Here is a 24,515-nt window from a genome sequence, read left to right as displayed (position 1 = left end):
TCTTTGTGAGGAAATAGCGCCTCTTTTGCCCACTTTTACTCCACACATATAGCCTTTAATGATTTCTCGATTATCTCATGAAACTTTCTTTTAATTTGTAAGGTATTGAAATTAAAATAAAAAATGATTGATTGAAAAATGCTATCGAATGAATTCAATTAATCGACTATCAAAAATGGCCACTTCTATCTATCTTTATCGATGTTAAAAGTAAATATATTGTTAACCGTAATAGCTTTTGGAAAACACTGGGTTTTCTTGGTTTACTCTATAAACAACAATGGGATGAAGATATGATCATGACAAGGTTTAAAAGAACCACGCTTTCTGCACTTGTAGCGCTTTCGCTGGGTGCTACAGGCGCAGTCGCTAACGATGAAATTAGCAAGCCTGCTGGTGCCAAGGGCACTGGGATGACCAAACCGTTTCAAGCCAAAACTAACCAATTCTGGTGGCCTGACCAACTCGATCTTTCTCAGCTTCGCGATCACGACAACCGCTCTAATCCGCTCGGTGAAGACTTTAACTATGCAGAAGCCTTTTCTAAGTTAGATTTAGACCAGGTGAAGGCAGACGTTAATGAACTGCTTACAACGTCGCAAGACTGGTGGCCAGCGGACTATGGAAATTATGGTCCGTTCTTTATTCGTTTGTCATGGCATAGTGCCGGTACGTATCGCACCCTAGATGGTCGTGGCGGTGGTGACGGAGGTCAAATGCGTTTCAACCCACTAAACAGCTGGCCAGACAACGGCAACCTAGATAAAGCGCGCCGTCTGCTGTGGCCAATAAAGCAAAAATACGGTGAGAGTCTATCTTGGGGCGACCTTATGATACTTGCTGGTACAGTGGGTATGGAAAATATGGGCTTTGACACTTATGGCTTTGCTGGCGGTCGTACAGACGATTGGGAACCTGATATGGTGTATTGGGGACCAGAAGTTGAGATGCTTGCAAGTGACCGTGAAGAGAGTGACGGCGAGCTTAAGCGTCCATTAGGTGCCACGCACATGGGTCTTATTTATGTAAATCCAGAGGGTCCTAAAGGGGTTCCAGACCCGCTTGGCTCAGCGAAAAATATTCGCACTGCATTTGCTCGCATGGCTATGAACGATGAAGAAACCGTTGCGTTAATTGCTGGTGGTCACACATTCGGTAAGATGCACGGTGCACATAAACCTGCAGATTGTCTAGAAGCAGAGCCGGGCGGTGCTGGTTTAGAAGAACAAGGTCTTGGTTGGAAAAATAACTGCGGTAAAGGCCATTCAGAAGACACAGTAACAAGTGGTCTTGAGGGAGCATGGACACAAGCGCCAACGAAATGGACAAGCTTATACCTTTCAAACTTAATGGGATTTGAGTGGAAACAAACCCGTAGCCCAGCAGGTGCAGTTCAGTGGATTCCAAAAGATGAATCTGCTCACCAGTCAGTACCTGATGCACACGTTGAAGGCAAAATGCATGCTCCAGTAATGACTACGGCTGACCTAGCGTTAAAATACGATCCTGAGTATCGCAAAATTGTAGAACGCTTTTTGGCAGACCCTAAGGAATACCAAACAGCTTTCGCTAAAGCATGGTTTAAGCTGACTCACCGCGATATGGGTCCAAAAGAGCGTTACTTGGGGAACGATATTCCAGAAGAAAACTTCATCTGGCAAGATCCTGTACCAAAAGCCGACTACAAAGCAATTTCACAAGATGATGTGAAAGAGTTGAAAGCAGAGATCTTAGACACCGGCCTATCGGTGCAAGAGCTTGTAAAAACAGCGTGGGCTTCTGCTGCTAGCTTCAGAGCATCAGATTTACGCGGTGGCGCTAACGGTGCACGCATTGTGCTTGAACCTCAAATGAGTTGGGAAGCGAACGAGCCAGAAACAGTCAAAACGGTTGTTGAGAAGCTTAAAGCCATTCAAGATGACTTTAATTCTCAGATGTTTACTAAAAAGAAAGTGTCTTTAGCAGACTTGATTGTAATTGGCGGTGCAGCAGCCATTGAAAAAGCCGCTGCTAATGCGGGTGTTAAGGTAACTGTGCCTGTTGTTGTGGGTCGTACCGATGCTACACAAGCTCAGACTGACGTTAACTCATTCTCGTTGCTTGAGCCTGCGGCTGATGCATTCAGAAACTATTACAATGCTGAGAAAAGCTATCGTTCGCCTACTGAAATGCTAGTAGATAAAGCAGATCAGCTAAACTTAACTGTACCTGAAATGACAGTACTTGTGGGCGGTATGCGTACGCTTGGAGCGAACGTGGGTGACAGCAAGCACGGCGTGTTTACTGACAATGAAGGCGCGTTAGACAACGACTTCTTCGTAAACCTGCTAGACATGAAAACGAAGTGGAGAAAAACAGACAACCCATCGGTATACGAAGGTTTCGATCGTAAATCGGGTGAAGTACTGTACACCGGTACGCCTGTTGATCTCGTGTTTGGTTCAAACAGCGAACTGCGCGCCGTTGCTGAAGTGTATGCTTATGACAATGCAAAAGAGCGTTTTGTAAACGACTTTGTAGATGCATGGACAAAAGTAATGACGCTAGACCGTTTTGACTTACGTCACGACGTTACGGCTAAAATTGAAAAAAAATAGTCGATAATGCAAGAACTACAACGGGGCTTTTGCCCCGTTTTTTGTTTGTAATATTTGAATTCGTTTGCTTTACAGGTAGGCACTCGGTAGTTACGATTGTCGACTATTTAGCCAAAGTTATCATTTTTAAGCAGATATGTGTTTAGGCAGATATGTTTGGGCAGAGTAAGATACGATATTAAAGCACGTATGTTTTAACCATACCCGCCGTAAGCACATAGGCAGCAGAAAGTATGACAAGTCCCCAGCGTACGCTGATAAATCTTGAGATATTGAGCGATGATATTAACCAACTCGAGAGCTCACAACTCAACGGCTCTCTTCACTTCAAATTGCTCAGTGATTTTCTCTTACGGCTAACTGAGTTAAGTCAAAGCGTGCAGTCAGACACTGAGGCTTCAGTAAAACAACTGCTAAAAGGCTCGGTACTTGATGGAGCAATAGGGCGTAAGTCTATGCTTGTGGTGTATATCAAGCTAATTAACTATGTCATAACCGCTTGGGATGCAACGCTGAAAGCCGAATCAATTATCAACGATAATTTTGATGATAGCGCCGATGTGAGATTAGAGCTTCTGCAAGTTAAAGCGATAAAGGCCAAAGCACAGCTAAAAACCGTTGCTTCAGCTATGGGGGAGCAAGACTACAAAACCTTTTGTACTATGCTAGGGCTGACTGCTGAAAAATGGCAGTGGGATACATTGCGCGCCCGCTTCTAACAAGTTACTAGGACGTTTTTATACTGATATCGCCTTCATTGATAACCCGAACCTCACGTTGAGGGAAGGGGATCTCAATATTGTGTTCACGTAATGTTTCAAACACGGTAAGCAGTAAATCACCGCCCACTCGGTTTTTACCATCATCTACGCCTTCCATCCAAAATTCGATAAACATGTTAACGCCTGAGTCTCCAAAGCTGTCGATTTCGCAGTCTGGTTGTTCCTCAAACGGAATACCTTCTCCACCAATTACCTGTGGGTGCTCGGCAACGGTCGTTTTAATAATTTCAACCATAGCTCGAATATCAGTTTTGTAGGCAACAGAAAAATCGATGCGGTATCTCTGCTTAGAATCTTTGTGGGTCCAGTTGATCAGTAACGAGCTAATGAACTTCTCATTGGGTACTAGAATATCTTTGCCATCAAAGGTCTCTAAAACCGCATAGCGCATTTTAAACTCTCGTACTATGCCTTTTCTACCGTCTTCTAGTTCAACATAGTCGCCTACTGTTAAGGAGCGGTCTAACAGAATTATGATGCCAGATATAAAATTCGAAGCGATGGACTGCAAGCCGAGGCCAAGACCTACACCAAGGGCGCCACCAAAAACGGCTAAGGCGGTAAGGTTTATGCCCATTACGTTTAACAATAAAATAAACGCAACACAGAAAAGCGCCACCTCAAACAGTTTGGCAAATACCTCTTTCGTTGAGATATCTAGCGACTTATGATTTCGAATAATATCCTGACCGATTGCGTTAGAACTGCGGCCGAGCCAAAACAGCAGCCCCCCAAATATGACTACACGGGCAACGCCATACGCTGAAATTTGCACGTTTCCTACAGAGATTGCGATAGAGGCTAACGCCTCATTTATAATGGGTAAAAGCCCAATGAGATGTAAAAATAAAATAGGAAGGCCGATAACACGCATTAAGCGGGCCGTAGATTTATTTTCGACAAAACCGCTAATGATCGAATTCACGAAAAGAAGCACTGCGACTACTACCGCAATATCTAATAACCAGGCGTCAAACTGGAACTTTTCGCCTAAAACTGTGGAAAATTTTAAGAGGCTAATGGTCACAATGGGAAAGAGCGCCTTTCCTAAATTGTAAAGAAAACCATGTAGAGTATGCGCGCCGTTTTGGGGCTGAGACTTTGTGAATCTCAGGTTTTTCTCAATTTGGCGAGAAAATAAAAATGCACATAAATATATAACAGCAATGATGAACAACTGAAGATAAAAACTAGTGGAAAGTACCGCCGACTCAATAACTGACAGCTTACTCTCTACCGCTTGATAAAAGTGCTCATAATTCATTTTACTGTTTTCTCCAAATGTATACGACAATGTATACAGAAACCGCGTTTTATACCTTATCAATGATTGGGTAAAGCTTTATTTTTGGTATCGCTGTTTTTGCTCGCTGATTTCACTTAGAAGCAATCCGTCACAACGAATGCATTTATCGGTATCAAAATACTTATAACCTAAAGAACCATAGCATAATTACAATTTCGTCCTAAACTATGGTGTCAAACAAGTTGAAGCGCGCTGTAATAAAGCGATATAGATGACGGTGTTAAAAAATGGTGTTTGGGTTATGAACTCAATAAAAAGAAGTGTGCTTTTAATCGCACTGTATCTTCTCAGCATATCATGTGTAGATGCCAAACAGCATGATGATAACGGACTCGCTGTTTCTGGCTTTGCAAGACTAGTTGGTGGTTACCTTGATACCGATAAGGCCCGTTACCAAGGTTACAAAAACGCCTTAAGCTTCTCTGAAATGTCCCTTGCCGCCATCCAGGCTGATTATAAAATAAATGACTATTTTTCTGCTTCGGCGCAACTTTTAGCACATAGCAGCGAAAATCGCGATTCAGGTATTGAGTGGCTGTATTTAACCTTCATGCCAAACGAGTCGCTGCAATTTAATGCCGGTAGGCTTCGCACGCCTTTTCTTAAGTATTCCGATGTTATCGATGTGGGTTTTGCCTATCCATGGATAAGCCCACCGCAACAGCTATATAGTAGTATTTTGTTTTCTCATTACGAGGGTATTAACGCCCGATACCGCACGCGTTTCAACGATTTTTCTGTCGATTTTGAGGCCTACTACGGCAGCTACCAAGACGATATGAACATGCAGGGAGTGAGTGCAAAGGTTGATATAGATGAGCTTTATGGCGGCATTGTCGAAGTTAACTACGGTAGTTTTCAGCTGCGACTGGCCAGTATTGCAAGTCAAAAAATAGAAGCTGAGGTAGACAGCATTACCCCGCTGTTACAAGGGTTAAATAGCGCAGGTTTTTCTGATACCGCCGACCGCTTTCAAATCAATGACGGCGCGCATTCAGTTCTTATTGGCGCCAGTTTCGATAGCTTAGACTGGTTTGTTGGTGCGGAATGGATGAAGATTACGTCGGACATAGACGTATTATCAACGCTAGACAGTGTTTATCTCACTGGAGGATACTACTTCGATAACGTGCTGCTTCATGCAACATTCACTTCCTCTCGACAGGCATCTATTAGTCAAGATAATCCAGTTCCACTGGGCGTATCCGACGAGCTCGACCAGTTGCATTTCACTGTAAATGCGCTCAACTCATTTTTTCCGGAGGGTGATTTAGACTCGCTTACACTTGGGGCGCGCTGGGATTTTAGAACCAATATGGCGTTCAAAGCCGAGGTGTCACTGTTAGATGGTCGACGGGGGGCATCCTCCTTTTTTGACATTATTGAGGGCAACGAGGATTTCGACAGAAGCTCAACACTATACCAGTTTGCATTAGAGTGGGTATTTTAATGAGTAGGCTGTTTCACATTCCTATCATCTTAGTATTGATTATTACTCTACTAGTAAGCGCGAACAGCTACGCAGCTCAGAGGGTTGTGATTATTGCTAATATCGGTGGAGAGCCGGTGTCGCTCTCTCGATCGCAGGTTCGAGACTTATTTATGAGCGGCATTACCCGCGTAGATGAAGTTGAAGTGGCACTTTTTCCTGTGGGAATGCCACCAGGCCATATGGCACGCTCTATATTTAATGCCAGTGTTGTAGGGCTACCAGAGTCGCGTATACAATCTTATTGGGCACAGATGAAATTTAGTGGACGTTTAAAACCTCCTCTGGAAGTTGAAAATGTATCGCAAATGATAGAGCTTATTTCAACATCAAAAGGTGCGGTGGGCTATGTACCCGAGGGGACGAAGTTGCCCACGGAAGTTCAAATTATCCACGCCCCCTAGTCACTCGGTGGGCTAATTCAGAAAATTAACTCATTAGTCGCTCGTCGAATGAGTGCTGTTTAGTATGACCAAGCGTGATACTTGTCCATAGCTCACTTACTTTGCAGGGCTTACTATATAGATAGCCCTGCAGCATATGACACCCGTGCCCCAATAAAAATAGGGCTTGCTCTTCGGTTTCTACACCCTCTGCACATACTGTGAAATTTAGCGCTTTTGCCATTTCGATAATCGTAACCGTGATTTGTTCTGAGCGATGGGATTTGCCAATTTGGCTGACAAACTGACGGTCAATCTTCAAGGTGTCGATGTTAAACTCTGTTAAATAACTCAGTGAAGAGTAACCTGTACCAAAATCGTCCAGCGCAAGTTTACATCCAAAGTGCTTGAGCGCTTCAAAAAAGCTATTAGCAATATCGAAGTTCTCCATATAGGCCGTTTCGGTTATTTCAAACTCGATATTTTTTGCAGGTATATCGCCAGACTTGAGACCGTTAAGAATCATATCAGTCACCCCAATATGGTTTAAGTCTCGGGCACTCAAATTTAACGATACAATAGTGTCGCTTCCAAACTCCTTAAGTATAAAGGGTAAGTCATTGCAGACGCTATTTATTACCCACTTTGTCAGTAACGATATTTGGTCTGATTTTTCTGCAATGGGAATGAATTCATAGGGCGATATATTACCTAAATCTTCGTCATGCCATCGAAGCAGTGCTTCTAAACCCGCGATATTTCCATTCGCCCCAATTTTTGCCTGGTACACCAAATAGAAGTTGTCGTTTGCTAGTCCGTCGGAGAGTTTTGAGGAAATGAAGACTTTGCGTTGAGATTCAATGAACATTTCAGGCGTAAACTTTACCCAGCAAGCTTTACCCGCATCTTTCGCTTTGTACATTGCGGAATCTGCATTAGTAATAAGAAGCGACTTATCAAAGTTACTTTCACTTGCTGACGCTATACCAATACTCACACTTGCGTTAAGACGTAAATCGTTCACTTCGTGAGACTTTGATACAGCTTCAATTAACTTGTCAGCAAGAGAGCCTAAATAGTCACTCTCAACGTTCTCATTAATGATAATGAGAAATTCATCTCCTCCTAACCTTCCTAGAACGGCGTTCGGCGGAACCAGGTTTTTCATAGTTTCGCTAATGTAGACTAGAAACTTGTCGCCTGCATCATGACCGAATGAGTCGTTAATTGATTTAAAGCCATCTACATCGAGGAACATTAAGCCCACATCAGTTTTCTCGTTTTTAGCGCGCTTAATACTCGATGCCAATGTTTTCATCAATAATTGTCGATTGGGCAGCCCCGTTAGCGAGTCATAGTTAGCAAGTAATTCCATTTGCGATTGTTGCTGCTGTAGAAGTTCTGTTTTCTGTTGATTGGAACGGGCTTGGGCTTGGATGTTCGACATCATATTATTAAAAGCATGAGACAAGGCCGCCGTTTCTTTTTTGTCGAACTCTTTAACAACAACGCCATAATTCTTTTCATCAACCACACTATCCATAGTGGAAATAAGTTGCTCGAGTGGGGCAAGTGAGCGACGCTGAATTCGCAAAGTAATAAAAAGTGAAATAATAATAAGCAACACAACAAAGGGAGTTACGGCAGCAATATAACGCTGGCGACTCTCTTTAAGCGCTGCGTCTAAGTTAAAAACTAAAATCAGTTTTCCTAACAGAAAATCCAGTTCGCCTATATTTTTCACAACGACCACTTTTGAATTCAACTTATGCAGTCCAATGGGCAGAGAATATACGGCTTTTTTTTCAGCGTATTGTTCATCGAGTATGAGTGTTCGATCTATCGCAGCGTTATCTTCTTGCGGGGAAGGGCTTGATGAGAAATATGGCCCTTGTGTTAATGCGGCTTGGCTTGAGTAACTGGCGAGTAATTCATTTCCTGTATTGAAAATTTCCGCCGATTGAACATATTCGTACTCGTCGAGTCGCAATAGAGTCTGTGTTTGCTCGAAACTTCCAGCAGGTTTGTTCATGGAGCCTAGCAGATCGATAGACAAATTCTCAGCAATTGCATCTACCTCTGCTGACACAAACTCTACATACAGCTTTTCGTACACAACTATCGAGAAACCAATAATTAGCGCACTCACTACGGCGATAGAAGCAATGGTATTAAATGATATTTCCGAGCGAAGGCTTTTCAAAAACGTACTCTTCGTGATTCTTTCTGAGAACTACCAAGATATTAGTATAGCTTGGTATAGTGTTTTTTCATGTGAACAGGGAACTGACGATAGATACTCAGTACAAATACCTGTGAGAATATAGTTTTTTCTATGCGTTATACCCATTATACCTTCGGCCTATTTTTTACGCGGCTCCTTACTTCCAGGCATTGTTTAATATGCAGCATAGACAAAAAGACGAGAGCTACGCTTAAAAAGTGTGCTGGTTATCATGTGCTATCAATGCTAGACTCCGCGCGCGCTTTGACAGGACAGCAGCGTGCGTTAATTCCATCTTGTACTATAAATCAAAAGAGCTTTTTAAGTCGCCTCGGCGCCTTGGTCATCCCCTTTATATTTTTAAACCCATTGGTTAGCAAAGCAACCCATCGGTTAACAGAACGGCATTCTCGCTTTACTCACAGGTATTCACTGCTTTTCAGTCAAAGCAATCATTATTCAGGAGTTATTTAATTAATGTCATTTTCCCAGCTAGGGCTTGCCGAGCCGTTGTTGAAAGCAATTGAGAAACAAGGGTTTAGCAAACCGTCACCCATCCAAGAAAAAGCCATTCCCGTAGTGATGGAGGGAAGAGATGTACTTGCCGCAGCGCAAACAGGAACCGGAAAAACCGCAGGTTTTGGGTTACCCATATTACACAAGTTGTTAGATGGTAAAAAAGCATCTGGCAATAATGTTAGAGCGTTAATTTTAACGCCAACGCGAGAACTCGCGGCCCAAGTTGAAGAGAGCATACGCGAATTAAGTGCTTATGTTCCGCTAACCACGGCAGTGGTTTTTGGTGGCGTAGGTATTAACCCGCAAATGATGAAATTGCGAAAAGGCGTAGACGTGCTCATCGCTACCCCAGGTCGCCTACTAGATTTGTACCAGCAAAACGCGGTTAAGTTTTCCCAGCTTGAGTATCTTGTGCTCGACGAGGCCGACAGAATGCTAGACATGGGCTTTATTCACGATATAAAGAAGGTTTTGAAGTTATTACCTAGCCAACGTCAAAGCTTGCTGTTTTCTGCTACGTTTTCGCCCGAGATCACTGCGTTAGCGCAAACAATTACCCGCGATCCCGTGCAGATATCAACGACTTCGGCGAACACAACGGTAGACGCGGTAAAACAACACTTAATTGCTCTGGATAAATCTAAAAAAACATCTGCACTGATTTCGTTAATAAAACAGCAGAATTGGAAACAAGTTTTAGTATTTAGCCGAACCAAGCATGGTGCTAACCGCGTTGCCGATAAGTTGTCAAAAGCGAAAGTGCCGGCTGCTGCTATCCACGGCAATAAAAGCCAAGGTGCGCGAACCAAGGCTCTGTCCGATTTTAAATCTGGCCAAATAGATGTGCTGGTTGCTACCGATATAGCGGCTCGTGGTATAGATATTAGTGATTTACCTATTGTTGTTAACCTAGACTTGCCAAATACGCCGGCAGATTATGTACATAGAATAGGGAGAACCGGGCGTGCAGGAGCCAGTGGTCAAGCATGGTCTTTCGTCAGCGCCGATGAATTGCAAAGTCTAAAAGACATTGAAACCCTTATTCAGAAGTTATTGCCAAGGGAAACTTTAGACGGTTTTGCTCCTCAAGTTCCGGTACCAGTAACGACATTATCTAAACCGAAAAAGCCGAAAAAACCAAAAGCGCCTAAGTCATTTGATAATGCAAAAAGGCCACGGGGAGCAGAAGGCGGGCGCGGTGCAAATAAGACAGGGGCGCAGTTTAAAAATAAGAGACGCAGTGCTCCTAAAAGTACTAATGGCAGCGGCGCCAGCGCTAACTCAGCGGCCAGACGCCCAAAACAGCAAAATGCATAAATAAGCTATTTATTGCCAAGAGAAGGGGTCATACTCAGTGAGTGTGGCCTTTTTCGATCCTGAAGCACTATTTGCTGCGTTATCAAGCTGCTGTGAAGCACGCTCCATAAGTTCTTCTTGTAACGTCGCTCGAAACCTCCTTACCTCTTTCCACATGGCATAAAAATTATCGTCGGTTTTTCCATTAATATCGTCTTTGAGTAATGGCGAAAGCGTTTTATAGGCTTGCTGCAAGCGTGCCGCATACTTTTCATTGTAAGACGCTTCTTGTGGTGTGGGGCTATAGGATTGCAGAGCAGCTATTTCTGTATCTGTTAATTCTGCGTATTGGGTAAAATACTCAACGTAATCGAGCAGTGGAATGCTATCGGCATATGCCCATCTAGCCATCGTTTTCCTGTTTAACAATGTGCCACTACTAGGCTCAATAATCATCACGGTGGGTGTTGCATAATATGTAGGGTAATTGAAGCGCTGAGTAATATCACGTCTGTCTTCTAACAGGCCGACATCAACCATGATAGTGGTGTAGTGCTTCTGTAAAATAGGACGCAATGCCTCAGAGTCGAAATAACCCGCAAGGCCTGTACTGTCATGACACCATTGAGCACCTAAAACGACTAATAAAAGTTTGTCATTGGCTGTGGCTTGCTCTTGCGCCGCAATAACATCTTCAAGTGGCGTATCGCTGTGAACGAAAGACGGTGTGGTATCGAGTTCGCTGGCCACACTCGAAATTGCAATACTCGATAATGCAATAAGTAATGAGAGCGATGCTATTACTAACCACATTGCTTTTAACAAAATGGTTGTAGGGCTAATGCGTTGATAGGTGTTTTTATACATGCTTACCATCTTAGTTCAAAAATGTGCTATTAATGTAATATTGTCCGTTGCTAATGTAGCACTATTTTTCGGTAAGGGGCATTTGAGTTTAAACTCGCTAGAATCCTCGCACTATTTGATGCTCATTAAATATAAATAAATTGTATTAAGAACCACAGGGTTCCCTCTTTGTTCTGTTTGTGATTCGTGTATAGTTCCTCACCAGCGAATATTTCGATTTTGATAGAGAGACTCATGGCCGCCCATCCAGACACTCAGTCCCTAATTGCATCTATGCAAAATGTAGTAGGACAAGCCTATTTATTAACTGATCAAGCCAAGAAACAGCCTTATTGTAAAGGTATCCGGTTTGGTGCCGGTGAGGCGCTCGCCGTTGCAAGACCAGGTTCGCTTGTTGAAATTTGGCGAGTGCTAAAGCTATGTGTGGATGCCGATGTAGCTGTGATAATGCAGGCGGCTAATACAGGCTTAACTGGCGGCTCTACACCTGACGGTAAAGAGTATGACCGACCGTTAGTTATCATTAGTACCATGCGCATTGATGATATTCAGGTTGTTAATCAAGGCAAACAAATTGTAGGTCTGGCAGGAAGTACTTTGTTCGGTCTAGAAGAACAATTAGCTCCCTACGGGCGTGAGCCACACTCGGTAATAGGGTCATCGTGCATTGGCGCTTCTATTGTGGGCGGCATTTGTAACAACTCTGGTGGCGCGCTGGTAAAAAGAGGCCCTGCATACACAGAGCTGGCATTATTTGCACAAATCAATGAAAACGGCGAGCTTACGTTGGTCAATAATTTGGGCATAAAACTCGGTGATACGCCGGAAGAAATTCTGGAAAACCTCGAGAAAAAACGTTGGACCGATGATGATGTTGAGCAACCCAATGCACGAGCGTCGGATAACGAATACGACGCACGAGTCAGAGATGTAGACTCAGACACACCATCGCGTTTTAATAACGATGGCCGCAGGTTGCACGAAGCATCTGGTTGCGCTGGTAAATTAGCCGTATTCGCTGTGCGTTTAGACACTTTTCCGATTCCAGCTAAAAAGCAGGTTTTCTACGTAGGGTCTAACGATTCAAACGTTTTTACCTCGGTGCGCAGAGATATTCTTTCTACCTTCAAACATTTGCCCGACTCTGGTGAGTATCTGCATCGCGATTGTTACGACGTATCGAAGAAGTACGGCAAAGACATGTTTATTGTCATCAACAAACTCGGTGCGAAATTTATTCCAAAGCTGTTTGCCTTTAAGCGTAAATTCGATGCGTTTGCAGATAAACTAGGCTTTCTTCCCAATAAAATGTCCGACCGTGTTATGCAGGCCGTTAGCTACGTATTCCCTAATCACTTGCCAAAGCGCATGGATGAATTCAGAGATAAATACCAACACCACTGGATTTTAGAAATGAGCAATGAAGGTGTTGATGAGGCCCGTGAATACCTCAACGAATTCTTTAAGACAAATGAAGGCGGTTATTTTGAGTGTACGGAAGAAGAGGCTGATAAGGCCATACTACACCGCTTCGTAGCGGGTGGTGCTATTGGCCGTTATCACATAATGCACAGTAAAGAAGTAGGCGCAATGATGACCATTGACGTGGCGCTTCGTCGTAACGACCCCGATTGGTTTGAAGTGCTGCCTAAAGAAATAGACGACCAGATTGATACGAAATTGTATTACGGGCATCTGTTTTGTCATGTTATGCACCAAAATTATATTGTTAAGAAAGGTGCAGATGCCAAAGCACTTAAAAACCAGATATTGGCTACGTTTGATGCACGTAAGGCTGAGTATCCTGCAGAGCACAATGTAGGTCATGAATACGCAGCAAAAGAAACGTTGCGCAACTTCTATCGTGAGCTAGACCCGACAAACAGTTTTAACCCAGGTATTGGAAAAACCACCAAGTTTAAAAATTGGGCCAAACAGGCAGGTGGGTGCTGCTCTGGTCACGACTAAAATAAAAGCCGATATTGAAAATTCAATATCGGCTTTTTTGTAGGTGGTAAAGCAGGGCATTTATTGTTAATGCAAACCCATTTACATCACTTCACCTACAATTATTTATGCTAACTTATTGATGATAGATGAAAAGTCTAGAGCGCCGTTTCCTTCGTCACAATGCTGCTCAAACCATTTCGCCGCCAGTTCACCCATAGGTACCTGAGCCTTTACACCGTCTGCACCCTGCATAGCCAATGTAAGATCTTTAAGCATAAGCGCAGAGGCAAAACCGCCTGCAAAGTCTTTATCAGCGGGACTTTGCGGGCCCACACCCTTAATTGGGCAATAAGTGGTGAGCGACCATGTTTGGCCAGAGGCATTTGATGCAATATCAAAAAATACTTGAGGATCTAAGCCTAACTTTTGTGCCAACTGCAAGCTCTCGCAGGTGGCAATCATAGAGGCGCCAAGCAGCATGTTATTGCAAATTTTTGCAGCCTGTCCTGCACCATGGCCCCCCGCGTGAACAATTTTCTTGCCCATAGCACCTAAAACGCCCTGCGCTTTTTCAAATGCATCGGCATCACCACCAACCATGAAGGTTAATGTACCTGCTGCTGCCGCGGCTGTGCCACCTGATACCGGCGCATCAAGCATTTTCAGACCGTGCTCCTGGGCCATTTCCGACACAGATTTCGCACTGTCTACATCAATGGTAGAGCAGTCAATCAATAGTGTGTCTTTATTTACGTTAGTCAGTATCTGGTTGGCGTAAATATCGCGAACATGCTTACCTGCAGGAAGCATGGTGACCACTATATCAGCGTCTTTCACCGCTTCTTCAGCTGAAGACGCTACGTTGCATCCGTACGCTTTTGCCTTTTCAAGCGCCGTCTCGCTTAGATCGAACGCAGTCACATCAAACTTGCCTTTAACAAGGTTGTCCGCCATGCCCGAGCCCATATTTCCAAGGCCAATAATTGCAACTTTTGTCATATTTAAACTCCTTGTGTTGCCTTAGCCCATAGTGGGAATTACGAATGCATTATCGTTTGTGTCTGAACTGTCAGGCCAGCGTTGAGTAACCGTCTTCACTTTGGTCCAGAATTTCACACCTTCCATGCCGTGCTGATTAGTATCGCCAAATGAAGAGCGTTTCCAGCCGCCAAACGTGTGATAAGCAACGGGTACAGGAATAGGCACATTAATACCTACCATGCCAACGTTGACTCGCTGGGCAAATTCCCTTGCTGCATGTCCGTTACGGGTATACATAGCCACACCATTTCCGTATTGATGATCGCTAGCTAAATTCACGGCTTCAATAAAGTCTTTAGCTCTTACAATTTGCAACACTGGGCCAAAGATTTCTTCCTGATACGAGCGCATTTCTTTCGTTACATGGTCGAACAAAGTAGGTCCGATAAAGAATCCTTTGCTATCGGCAGGTATTTGAGCGTTACGACCGTCATAAACAAGCTCTGCGCCTTCTTCTATGGCAAGGTCTATATAGCCCTCAATACGAGCCTTGTGTTCGCCGGTTACTACCGGCCCATAGTGGGCGTTAGGATCTTCAGAGTGACTTACCATAATGTCTTTAATGGCAGGAATTAACTTAGCTTTAAGTTTTTCAGCGGTTTCATCGCCAACGGGAACCACTACGGGTAAAGCCATGCAGCGTTCACCTGCAGAACCGTAAGCGGCACCAACTAAGTCAGCAACAACTTGGTCAAGGTCTGCATCGGGCATTATAATGCCGTGGTTTTTAGCACCGCCCATTGCTTGAACCCGTTTGCCTGCTCGTGCGCCACGTTCGTAAACGTAGTTAGCAATATCACTAGAACCTACAAAGCTCACTGCCTTGATGTCTTTATGGTCTAAAATACCGTCTACCGCTTCTTTATTGCCGTGCACAACATTAAGCACGCCGTCAGGAAGACCGGCCTCTGTCATAAGTTTTGCTAGCTCAACTGGAACCGAAGGATCTCTCTCAGACGGCTTAAGAATAAAAGCGTTTCCACAGGCGATGGCCACACCAAACATCCACATGGGGATCATAGCTGGAAAGTTAAAAGGGGTAATGCCTGCTACCACACCTAATGCCTGACGCATAGAGTACACGTCTATACCAGGGCCAGCCCCTTCGGTGTATTCACCTTTTTGGGCATGAGGAATACCGCACGCAAACTCAATGACTTCAAGACCGCGCTGGATGTCGCCTTGGGCGTCGCTTAATACTTTTCCGTGTTCACTGGATAGCAGTTGTGCAAGTCTGTCACGGTTTGCTTCAAGTAACTCTTTAAACTTGAACATAACTCGTGCTCGTCGCTGTGGATTCGTGGCTGCCCAATCGGCTTGCGCTGCTAACGCTGAATCTACCGCTTTTTGCAAAGTATTTGAATTAGCTAAGAATACTTCGGCTTGAACGTCGCCTGTGTTTGGCGCATACACCGAAGCAGTGCTTTCTGTCTCGTCGCTATATAGTTTACCTGCAATGTAATGATTAATTTGTCTCACGTTACTACTCCTAGTTTTTTTACAATATTGAAACCTTGTGTTTTCAAGATCAATACATATACTTACAGCTTGGTGCTGTAAAAATGCAGGTATATTGATGAATTGGGATGACATGAGGTTATTTCTTGGACTGGCAAGGAATGGTCGGGTAGCAATTGCAGCAAAAGGCCTAGAGCTAGATCCGACGACACTTATTCGTCGTGTAAAAAAGCTTGAAGACTCGTTAAATTGCAAATTGTTTGAGTTGACCAATAAAGGCTATGTCTTAACCTCGCACGGGATCAAACTAGTCAACTACATTGAAAAAGCAGAACACTACTTTCTTGAAGCGCAAAATGAACTGCACGACGAACGCTCGCATTTAGCGGGCACCATTCGGGTAAGCGTATCAGAAGGGTTTGGCAACTGGTTTCTGGCGCCGCGACTGCCAGAATTTAAACGCCGTTATCCCGGTATTTGTATTGAGTTAGTCGCAACCAGTGGTTTTTTAAATTTAAACAAGCGAGAAGCCGATATCGCCATCTTGCTTGAAAAGCCCAGTAAAGGATTACTGGTAACTCAAAAGCTCACCGAATATTACCTGTACTTATACACAAAAGCATCGTTAGTAGAGAGTAACTTACCTCATTCATTGAGTGACCTTTCACAATTTAATTTAGTGAGCTACGTGCCCGATTTAGTTTTTGCCCCGCAGCTTAAATTTATAGAGGAGACTGCGCTTTCACAACTCAGTGCGCTGCGTAGCACTAGTATTCATGCTCAGTACCAAATGCTCGTTAATGGGGCTGGTGTAGGCATATTGCCAAAATTTATAGCTGAACATCAGCAGGGCCTAACTCGTTTACTTGAAGATGAGATCCACATAAAACGTACGTTTTGGCTGGCAACACACAAAGAAACCCATTCTCAGGCCCGTTTTCAGGCATTTATCAATTGGCTTACTGAAGAGGTGAGTGGCGCACAAGCGACTTTCTGCGATTTATAATAGTCACCACGAGTTTGCTTTATGTCACAGCAGGCCAAGAGTAGACAAAGCACCAAAACCAATAGCGGTAATAGGCAAAGAAACCAGTGTGCTAACGGCAATAATACTGGCCGCTAATCTATGATCGCCGCCAATATTGCGCACCATTATATAACTGGCAGCCGCGGTGGGGGCGATTGAAAGTAACAAGATAACGCCCAAGCTCATACCTCTTATCCCAACCCAGTAAGCCATAGTAACCAGTAGCGTGGGATAAATAATACATTTGCTGATGGTAGTAACAACAATGTTATACCAGTCGCTTGAAAAAGAGCGAAATTGCAGAGATGCGCCTGTACAAATTAGTGCTAATGGCAAAGTTAGCTGAGCAAAATACTCACCGGTTTTGAGCAACACCTCAGGCAGTTGCCATTGAAAGTAAGAGAAAGGAAGGGCTGCGATAATAGATATAATGAGTGGATTTTTGGCAATTCCTTTTATTTGATCGGTAGGAGCACTAAACCCTATTTGATAAAAGTTAAGAATAAAAACAGACAAGACGTTATACAAAATTGTTACGCACCCCATATATACTGAGGCTACAGCTAAACCCTCTTGCCCGTATGTGTTTGCGGCATACGCTAGCCCAATTATGCCCATATTCGCTCTGAAGCCACCTTGAACGACAACGCCCTTTGCGTTCGGGCTTACAACGGTAATGCGAGCAAGAACAACTAACGCTACAAACATGATTATTGTGCCAGTAAGACCAACTAAAATTAAGGGTACATTTGCGGCTTGAGAAAAATCTGACTGACTTATGGAAACAAACAGCAGGGCAGGCAGCGCAACGTTAAAAACAAGTTTGGACCCAGACTGGGCAAAACTGTCGTCTAGCCATTGAATACGGACAAAATACCAACCTAGCAGTAATAATATGAGGACAGGAAACAGCGTGCTTGTTATGAAAGACAGCATGAGAGTACGTAGTGCATGAAAATTACTTTAAGGTTACCAAACTTTGCGATGGTTTAATGCACTGCGGTGAGAATTTGTATGATGTTACTAAGCACGAAAAGGATTCTTACGAAGAGTCTTATTATTTACGAAGAATCTTATTATAAAGAGGCATATAACAAATACGCTTCTTAGGAAGGCTTGTCATAATGGCCATTCAGCTTTACCTCCCTTGTTGCGAACTATTGGACGTCTTTCTATTAGACTATTTGAATGTTTTCAACAAAGGAGGTTAAAAAAAATTCACAATGTGTTGGAAAAAGGTTAAATTCAAGGCGTAGGCCGTATTAGGGAAGTAAGGTGAGCCAGCCAAGAGTAATAAACGTTGTAAACGTTTGTCTAAAAGCATTGATATGTTGCATCATGCTGTTCATTGCTTGGCATTCTGTTGCTCAGGAAAATTCATCAGTTTCCGCCTCCCACCCTGTATCTAAAAATGACACCTTACCGCTAACTTCAACAAGTTACACTGATCGCACGTTATTAAATAATCGCCTCTTTCTCTATCAATCAGGTAACGAAATCACTTCCGCCGCACAGGCAATCGCAGCATTTAAGCAGGGACAATTTAGTCAAAACACCGCCGGACAGGTTAGTTTTGGCTTTACTAATGCCGTGCTGTGGGCTGTACTCCCAGTCAACGTAAATACTGTTTCAAATAGCCAAATAGGGGCTAGCCTAGAGATTAGCCAAGCTGCAGATACTCAGAATATAGATAATAAAACCAGCCTGAAAAGAGTGATTGAAATAGACAATGCGTGGCTAGATAAAATTGATGTTTTCTTTATAGAGGGCAATGAAATAGTCAGGCGTGAGGCGTTAGGTGATACTGAACACATCGAGCGGCGCGTGTACAACGCAAGAATGCCAACCGTAAGCTATGCATTTTCGCCCGGCGAGACCTTCGTAGTTTTTCGCTTCGTCTCTCAAGACCCCATGACAATACCTGTCTATTTAAGCAACGAGCAAGCGAAAAAAACGGTGATGCTGGAAAATGCCTATTTTTACGGCTTCTTATATGGCGCCTTGCTTATTTTATTGGTTTATAACCTCGTTCTTTTTGTGTATTTAAGGGAACGGAAGTATTTACTTTACTCCTGCTATTTATTTGCCTTTACCGCGTTTAACTTTACCTACACAGGACATGGCTATTGGTGGTTTTGGGGGGCTTACCCATCTGTACAGCAGTGGTTAATGCCCGCTCTCATGCTTTGTTACATAACGGCCGGTGTAACATTCACAATCGAGTTTTTAAACACTAAGAAATACTTACCCTCGCTTTTTGCAAAGCGTAAGCTTATTTACTCAGGGTTGCTGCTACTTGCACTGATTATGTTGATATACGGCAATCAGCGTTTTGCCATCCTGGCCCAACTTGTTATTTTAACCAGCTTATCATTGTGGATGTTACTAATTGGCATACTTTGCTACAGAAATGGCAATACGCTGGCTAAGTTTTTCGTGCCTGCGATTTTATTGGGTACTGGCGGCGCCACGGTTTCTAGCCTTGCTACCTGGGGGGTTGTTCCCTATTCCCAGTGGGCGTTTAGAGGTATAGAGCTGGGTATGTTTTTAGAAATGTCGTTATTGTCTGTCTCATTAGGTTTCAATTTTAAAGAAGTGTATAAAGCGCGCTTAAGTGCTGAATTTACTTCCCGAGTAGACCCTCTCACTAATTTATATAATCGCAGAGCATTTTCACAGTTAGTTTATCCACTTTGGGAGTTGGGCGTTCGCAAAAAGCAAAAGCTCGCAGTTGTTCTCATTGACTTAGATTGGTTTAAGCAAATTAACGATGCATTTGGACACGATGCCGGAGATCGGGTTTTAGAGTTAGTCGCTAAAACAATAAAAGAACGAGTGCGAAGCTCAGATCTGGTTTTTCGCTGGGGTGGCGAGGAGTTTCTACTGTTTTTGCCCGACACCAGCTTACAAGAAGCAACAACGCTTGCCGAGACATTACGCGTGGCTGTTGAAAAAGAAACCAGTGGAGGGATTGCAAAAGTGACCATGAGCATTGGCATTGCATCACTCGCCCCTTATCACCAAACGGCGGCAGAAAATGAAGAAAGCAATTTAAAAAGTACCGACAAAACGAATGAAATGTCCTTACATGAGTTAATAAAATCTGCTGACAACGCACTGTATCAAGCAAAGCAGAATGGTAGAAATTGTGTGGTAGCTGCGTAAGCCAAGCCCTAACAAGGGCGTGTAATTAGGCAAAGTTAAGCGCAGAAAATTGTCTATTTCAGTACTTCATATCCAGATCTCTTATTCAGCTGTCTATTAGTAGGGTCTACCACGGTGTTGTGGCTTTGTGGTGTTCTAGCGTATGCTTTGTTTTTTATCCTCGCAGCAATTTCTTATGTATCAAAATTTTCAAGCCGAACTCGACTGGGCACGACTCCATATGCCACGGACTCAAAAAGCCGTCGCCGAACTACCTGAATTGAGCCACATCAAACTAGCGTGCAACATGCACTTAGACCTAAAAATGGCCCCGCTCGTCGAGGGATTGTTATCGCGTGGTTGCGAAGTTTTTCTCACAACGTGTAATCCCACAACGGTGCAGGACGATGTTGTCGACTATTTAGTTAAAAAGGGCGCAGTCGCGCATGCATGGCGCGACATGGATGACGCAGAGTGGTCTGCCTCGTTCGACAAAGCACTTGAATGGCAACCTACTCATTTATGCGAGATGGGGGCAGATCTCACCGCACGTTTTCATGAAATTTCTAGTAAAGGCGCAGCTGTACCTAACGTAAAAGCAAGCCTTGAAGCAACGGGCTCTGGTATTAGTCGCTTAAACGGTATGTCTCCTCAGTACCCTATTTTTAATTGGGATGATTTGCCAGTAAAAGAGGGGCTTCACAACCGCCATATGGTTGGCTTAAGTGCTTGGCAAACCTTTTTCCAAACTACGCATTTAACGCTTCACGAGAAAGTAGTGGTAGTGGTGGGCTACGGACTTGTTGGGCAGGGAGTGGCTGCTTCTGCAAAAGCATTTGGTGCCCAAGTGCAGGTGGCTGAAATAGATAAAGCTCGTGCTTTACAAGCGAAATACGATGGTTGGCCGGTAGTACCCTTAGCTGATGCCGTAAAAACCGCTGATATTATTGCCACAGCAACAGGTGCCAGCGGCGTAGTTCATGCTGGGCATTTGGACGCTATGAAAAATAATGCGTTTCTTTTAAATGTTGGGCATGTTGCCAAAGAAATAGATGTAGCGCACTTAAAAGCGAATGCCACCCATACTGAACCAATGCCTTATGTGAATGCTTATACCGGAAATGGAAAAACGATTTTCTTATTAGCCGACGGCTCGATGTTTAATTTAACTGCAGGTTATGGAGATAGTTTAAACGCGTTTGACGTGACATTAGCGGTAATGGCCGCAGGCATAGGTCATATTGTAGGGGAGGGGGAGTCTCACGAAAGAGGACTTTATCTGCTGCCTGAATCGGCATGGTCTTCGGCACTTTAGCAATGCGCGCAGACATTGGCTTTAATAGCCAATGTCTGCGAATAACTAAAAGGTATGTTTAGTTTTTTGTGATCTGAAGGCGTGTGTTTGCCAACGTAAGATTACTGGTAGAAAAGCGGTTAAACTTGTTTGCTGACACCGAACGCTCAAAGTTCTCTACGCAAAGCGTGGCTTTGCTTTCTAAGCAATTTAATACAGCAAGGTTATTAAGCGCGATGCTTTTGTTACCCGACTGCTCAACTGCTTTCTCACAATGAATTTGAGCGGCTTCTAAGTTACCTGTGGCAATGTGAGCCACGCACAAGTTTGTATGCAAAGGCGCTTGCATAGATGCTATCGATGTACGAGCAAGTTGAGCATTAAGTTTGCGAATACCACTGGCGTAATCGCCGTTTTCTACGTCTTGAACGCCGTATACATCCTCTACAGTAGTTCGTAGTTTAAATACACTGTTATCGCTTTGCGCTAACGCACTGGTCGCAAAAAGAAGAGTGGTTGCTAGGGTTAAAACTTTAATCATGATATTTTCCCACTTGTCGCGTTAGTTAATTTGTTTTTAGACTTATCGATGCGTGAACTTTAACGTGGCTGATAAGGCATTGGTTAACGTTTTGTTAAACGATGATTGGAGAATAGTGACTTTTACTGTAATTACATGATGAAAAGATAATTACGTACTCATTTCTTTCTAATGAAAACCTAATGTTCATTATTTTTTTGTTTATTTTTAATTATTTCAAATGCTTACATTTTTTTGATTGAGGTTTTTAAGTGCCTTCCACGTTATTCAGAATTGAAAGTTTTGTCGTTAATACCGCAGATAACACCATTTCTTGCGATGAACGCGCAGTGAAGGTAGAGCCAAAATGTATAAAAGTGTTAAATGTATTGGCAGACAATGCGCCTGAGGCAGTAAGTCGTGAATATATTCACAAGGCCGTCTGGGGAGAACGCGTGGTTGTCGATGAGGCACTTTCACGTGTTATTTCGCAATTACGCCATGCTCTGAATGACAATAAATCTAAAAGGCTGATAAAAACGATACCTAAACTGGGGTACAAACTAACCGTAACCCCAAGCTATGTTAATAGCGAAACCTCTAAAAGTGATGCTCAAGCACCAGAGACATCATCAACTCAGTCTTTATCTGCTAACAGCCACGAAAATGCAGCCCACCCAAATCAGAAAACCACTAGATTGGAGGGCAACAGCCCTGAGCTTGTAGACAGCCCTGAGCGTAAAGACAGCCCTGAGCGTAAAAACAGCCCTGAGCGTATAGACAGCCCTGAGCAAAAAGACAGCCCTCAGCCTGCAAACGCTTCAGAGCCTACATCAACTCGCTCTGATACCAACGCCAATAAGATGTCGGCATCTACCTCATCAAATGCTCGCTTTAAAGTGTGGCTCGCTATAGTGGCTCTCATTGTGATAGCGGCACTATTCTTTACCATGAGCAGAACTACTATATTAAAGACAGACAGTCAGCATGAAACCTCTCATCAAGGCATAACAACTTCTATTGCAATACTTCCTTTTAGTCAGATTTCAGATGATACAGATTCGTCGTATATTTCCCTTGGTTTAACAGAAGAAATTAGTTCAAGCTTATCGACAACGCCCGGCTTCAATGTGCCTTCGCGCTACTCTACACTAGCGCTAACTAAACAAGGTCTATCGTTAGCCGATATTGCCAAAACACTAAATGTGAATTACGCCCTCGAGGGCAGCGTTAGAAGAATCAATCAAAGCTTCAGAATATCGGTAAGATTAATTGCTCCATATGAGGATAAAACGCTGTGGAGTGAGCAATACGACGTAACCAGTAATGATTTACTCAAAGTACAATTAGATATTTCCAATGCAATTATTACCCGTGTATCTGCTACCAATACCGCATCGGAATCTGTATTAAAATCGGGTATTACAGACAACGCCGCTGCTTATCAAGCCTACCTTAAAGGTACATATTGGTGGATGAATGGCACAACCAGTGAGTGGTTTACCAAAGCTGAAAAAGCGTTTCTACAGGCTGTGAACCAAGACCCCACATTCTCGGCGGCTTATGGCAGTCTTGCTTATATTTATGCGCGCTATAACTTCTACGATTTGTACATACCGCAAGAGGAGGCGCTACCCAAAGCAAACGCTGCAATTGATAATGCACTGAGATTAAACCCTTATGATGCCAATGCACATAATGCTACGGCTATTCTGGCTACCCTTGATTACCGTTTCGATGACGCTCAAGCAGCGTTAAATCGAGTGCTAAGTCGCAATGCTGACAATTCAACAAGCCTGTATCTGTCTTCTGAGCTAGCGTTGGCTAAACTGCAGCCAGAGCGCGCGCTTTCGCTCGCTCAGCAGGCACTAGATAAAGAACCACTTTCACCGTGGGTAAACGTCAATCTGGCCATTGTGCATTATTGGCGGGGAGAAACGTCGTTAGCCTTGGCAACGTTAAAACGAGCCCTAGAAATAGACGATATGTACACATGGGCCTATGTATGGAAGGCTAGGATACTGGCGTTAGAAGGCAATAATGCCGCTGCAATAGAAGCAATGGAAGCGTGTTTGTCTATTGATCCATTTTCTTCAGTAAATGCAGCGTATCTGGGAAATCTACATTCGCTGACAGGAAATAACAGCAAAGCTACGCAATGGTTTACCCATGCAGCATCTTTGCTTGGAGATAGCACCATAGCTCGCTTTTGGAAAACTCATGCTAGTCGTTTACGCAAAAGTGACGTAACTAATACTGATATTGCGCTTATGGAATCTCTTCTTTCTGAGCAAACCCAGGCGTTTAGCGTTATCCCGCTACTTACCGATGGCTACATAGCCACCGAGCAACAAAAAAGCGGTTATGAGGTAATACTCAATCATTTTCCATCTTTATCCAAACCCACTCCAATTGTGAATAGTCACAATGTAGAAGCCGCTTTCGCTCTGGTTAGACTCTCTAGCGATGCGCCTCAAAAGGCTGTTCACATCGAAAAGGCTCTCAACGAATTTTTGCGTACCTACTCGCGGTGGGCAGCTCTTTCTGGATTACAGTCTCGTTATGACAAATTAAGTAAACGCAGATATAAAAAAAGCGAGGACGCTTCATGACGACCT

17 protein-coding genes are annotated in these 24,515 nt (G+C 43.6%); 10 read left to right on the top strand and 7 right to left on the bottom strand.

What is annotated here, in order from left to right:
- Window positions 1-293: 293 nt before the first annotated feature.
- Window positions 294-2,597, top strand: a complete 2,304-nt coding sequence (gene katG / locus GTW09_RS14200) for a catalase/peroxidase HPI (protein ID WP_163112423.1) — start codon at window positions 294-296, stop codon at window positions 2,595-2,597.
- A gap of 233 nt (window positions 2,598-2,830) precedes the next feature.
- Window positions 2,831-3,316 carry a hypothetical protein gene (locus GTW09_RS14195; RefSeq protein ID WP_163112422.1) on the top strand — a complete coding sequence of 162 codons (486 nt, stop codon included), beginning with the start codon at window positions 2,831-2,833 and terminating at the stop codon, window positions 3,314-3,316.
- A 7-nt stretch (window positions 3,317-3,323) separates the two neighbouring features.
- Here GTW09_RS14195 and GTW09_RS14190 read toward each other — a convergent pair whose 3' ends face one another.
- The gene (locus GTW09_RS14190) at window positions 3,324-4,643 is read right to left on the bottom strand and encodes a mechanosensitive ion channel family protein (protein WP_071980567.1); all 1,320 of its coding nucleotides are present in this window, start codon (window positions 4,641-4,643) and stop codon (window positions 3,324-3,326) included.
- A gap of 283 nt (window positions 4,644-4,926) precedes the next feature.
- Here GTW09_RS14190 and GTW09_RS14185 point away from each other — a divergent pair, with 283 nt between their 5' ends.
- Window positions 4,927-6,135: a hypothetical protein gene (locus tag GTW09_RS14185; RefSeq protein ID WP_163112421.1), complete on the top strand. Its 1,209-nt coding sequence runs from the start codon at window positions 4,927-4,929 to the stop codon at window positions 6,133-6,135.
- A complete protein-coding gene (locus GTW09_RS14180; protein WP_163112420.1) occupies window positions 6,135-6,578 on the top strand; it encodes a hypothetical protein in 444 nt (147 codons plus the stop codon). Before GTW09_RS14185 ends, GTW09_RS14180 begins: the two co-directional genes overlap by 1 nt.
- Window positions 6,579-6,603: 25 nt before the next feature.
- On the opposite strand, the gene GTW09_RS14175 is transcribed toward GTW09_RS14180, so the two are convergent.
- Window positions 6,604-8,760: a putative bifunctional diguanylate cyclase/phosphodiesterase gene (locus tag GTW09_RS14175; RefSeq protein ID WP_163112419.1), complete on the bottom strand. Its 2,157-nt coding sequence runs from the start codon at window positions 8,758-8,760 to the stop codon at window positions 6,604-6,606.
- A 498-nt stretch (window positions 8,761-9,258) separates the two neighbouring features.
- On the opposite strand from GTW09_RS14175, the gene GTW09_RS14170 reads away from it, so the two are divergent.
- A complete protein-coding gene (locus GTW09_RS14170; RefSeq protein ID WP_163112418.1) occupies window positions 9,259-10,617 on the top strand; it encodes a DEAD/DEAH box helicase in 1,359 nt (452 codons plus the stop codon).
- A gap of 9 nt (window positions 10,618-10,626) precedes the next feature.
- On the opposite strand, the gene GTW09_RS14165 is transcribed toward GTW09_RS14170, so the two are convergent.
- A complete protein-coding gene (locus tag GTW09_RS14165) occupies window positions 10,627-11,463 on the bottom strand; it encodes a thioredoxin domain-containing protein (RefSeq protein ID WP_163112417.1) in 837 nt (278 codons plus the stop codon).
- A 234-nt stretch (window positions 11,464-11,697) separates the two neighbouring features.
- On the opposite strand from GTW09_RS14165, the gene dld reads away from it, so the two are divergent.
- Window positions 11,698-13,431: a D-lactate dehydrogenase gene (gene dld / locus GTW09_RS14160; RefSeq protein WP_163112416.1), complete on the top strand. Its 1,734-nt coding sequence runs from the start codon at window positions 11,698-11,700 to the stop codon at window positions 13,429-13,431.
- Between the two features lie 105 nt (window positions 13,432-13,536).
- On the opposite strand, the gene mmsB is transcribed toward dld, so the two are convergent.
- Complete coding sequence (gene mmsB, locus GTW09_RS14155) at window positions 13,537-14,412, bottom strand: 3-hydroxyisobutyrate dehydrogenase (RefSeq protein ID WP_071980561.1); 876 nt, start codon at window positions 14,410-14,412, stop codon at window positions 13,537-13,539.
- Between the two features lie 21 nt (window positions 14,413-14,433).
- On the bottom strand, window positions 14,434-15,933 hold the full coding sequence (locus GTW09_RS14150; RefSeq protein WP_071980560.1) for a CoA-acylating methylmalonate-semialdehyde dehydrogenase: 1,500 nt from the start codon (window positions 15,931-15,933) through the stop codon (window positions 14,434-14,436).
- 97 nt (window positions 15,934-16,030) lie between these two features.
- Here GTW09_RS14150 and GTW09_RS14145 point away from each other — a divergent pair, with 97 nt between their 5' ends.
- Window positions 16,031-16,918, top strand: coding sequence for a LysR family transcriptional regulator (locus GTW09_RS14145; protein WP_163112414.1), 888 nt, complete (start codon window positions 16,031-16,033; stop codon window positions 16,916-16,918).
- Window positions 16,919-16,942: 24 nt separating this feature from the next.
- Here GTW09_RS14145 and GTW09_RS14140 read toward each other — a convergent pair whose 3' ends face one another.
- Window positions 16,943-17,875, bottom strand: coding sequence for an AEC family transporter (locus tag GTW09_RS14140; protein ID WP_163112413.1), 933 nt, complete (start codon window positions 17,873-17,875; stop codon window positions 16,943-16,945).
- A gap of 339 nt (window positions 17,876-18,214) precedes the next feature.
- Between GTW09_RS14140 and GTW09_RS14135 the strand changes: the two genes are divergently transcribed.
- Window positions 18,215-20,104: a diguanylate cyclase gene (locus GTW09_RS14135; RefSeq protein WP_338024965.1), complete on the top strand. Its 1,890-nt coding sequence runs from the start codon at window positions 18,215-18,217 to the stop codon at window positions 20,102-20,104.
- Between the two features lie 220 nt (window positions 20,105-20,324).
- Window positions 20,325-21,398 (top strand): adenosylhomocysteinase, encoded by a 1,074-nt coding sequence (locus GTW09_RS14130; protein ID WP_239059404.1) that lies wholly within the window; start codon window positions 20,325-20,327, stop codon window positions 21,396-21,398.
- Window positions 21,399-21,456: 58 nt separating this feature from the next.
- On the opposite strand, the gene GTW09_RS14125 is transcribed toward GTW09_RS14130, so the two are convergent.
- Window positions 21,457-21,918 (bottom strand): tetratricopeptide repeat protein, encoded by a 462-nt coding sequence (locus GTW09_RS14125; protein ID WP_163112411.1) that lies wholly within the window; start codon window positions 21,916-21,918, stop codon window positions 21,457-21,459.
- Between the two features lie 251 nt (window positions 21,919-22,169).
- Here GTW09_RS14125 and GTW09_RS17780 point away from each other — a divergent pair, with 251 nt between their 5' ends.
- Window positions 22,170-24,509, top strand: a complete 2,340-nt coding sequence (locus tag GTW09_RS17780) for a winged helix-turn-helix domain-containing protein (protein WP_163112410.1) — start codon at window positions 22,170-22,172, stop codon at window positions 24,507-24,509.
- The last annotated feature ends 6 nt before the right edge of the window (window positions 24,510-24,515 follow it).

The organism is Alteromonas hispanica, from assembly GCF_010500915.1.
Taxonomy (GTDB): domain Bacteria; phylum Pseudomonadota; class Gammaproteobacteria; order Enterobacterales; family Alteromonadaceae; genus Alteromonas; species Alteromonas hispanica.
The sequence above is the reverse complement of the archived record's forward strand: the minus strand, read 5'-3'. Positions and strand labels throughout refer to the sequence as shown.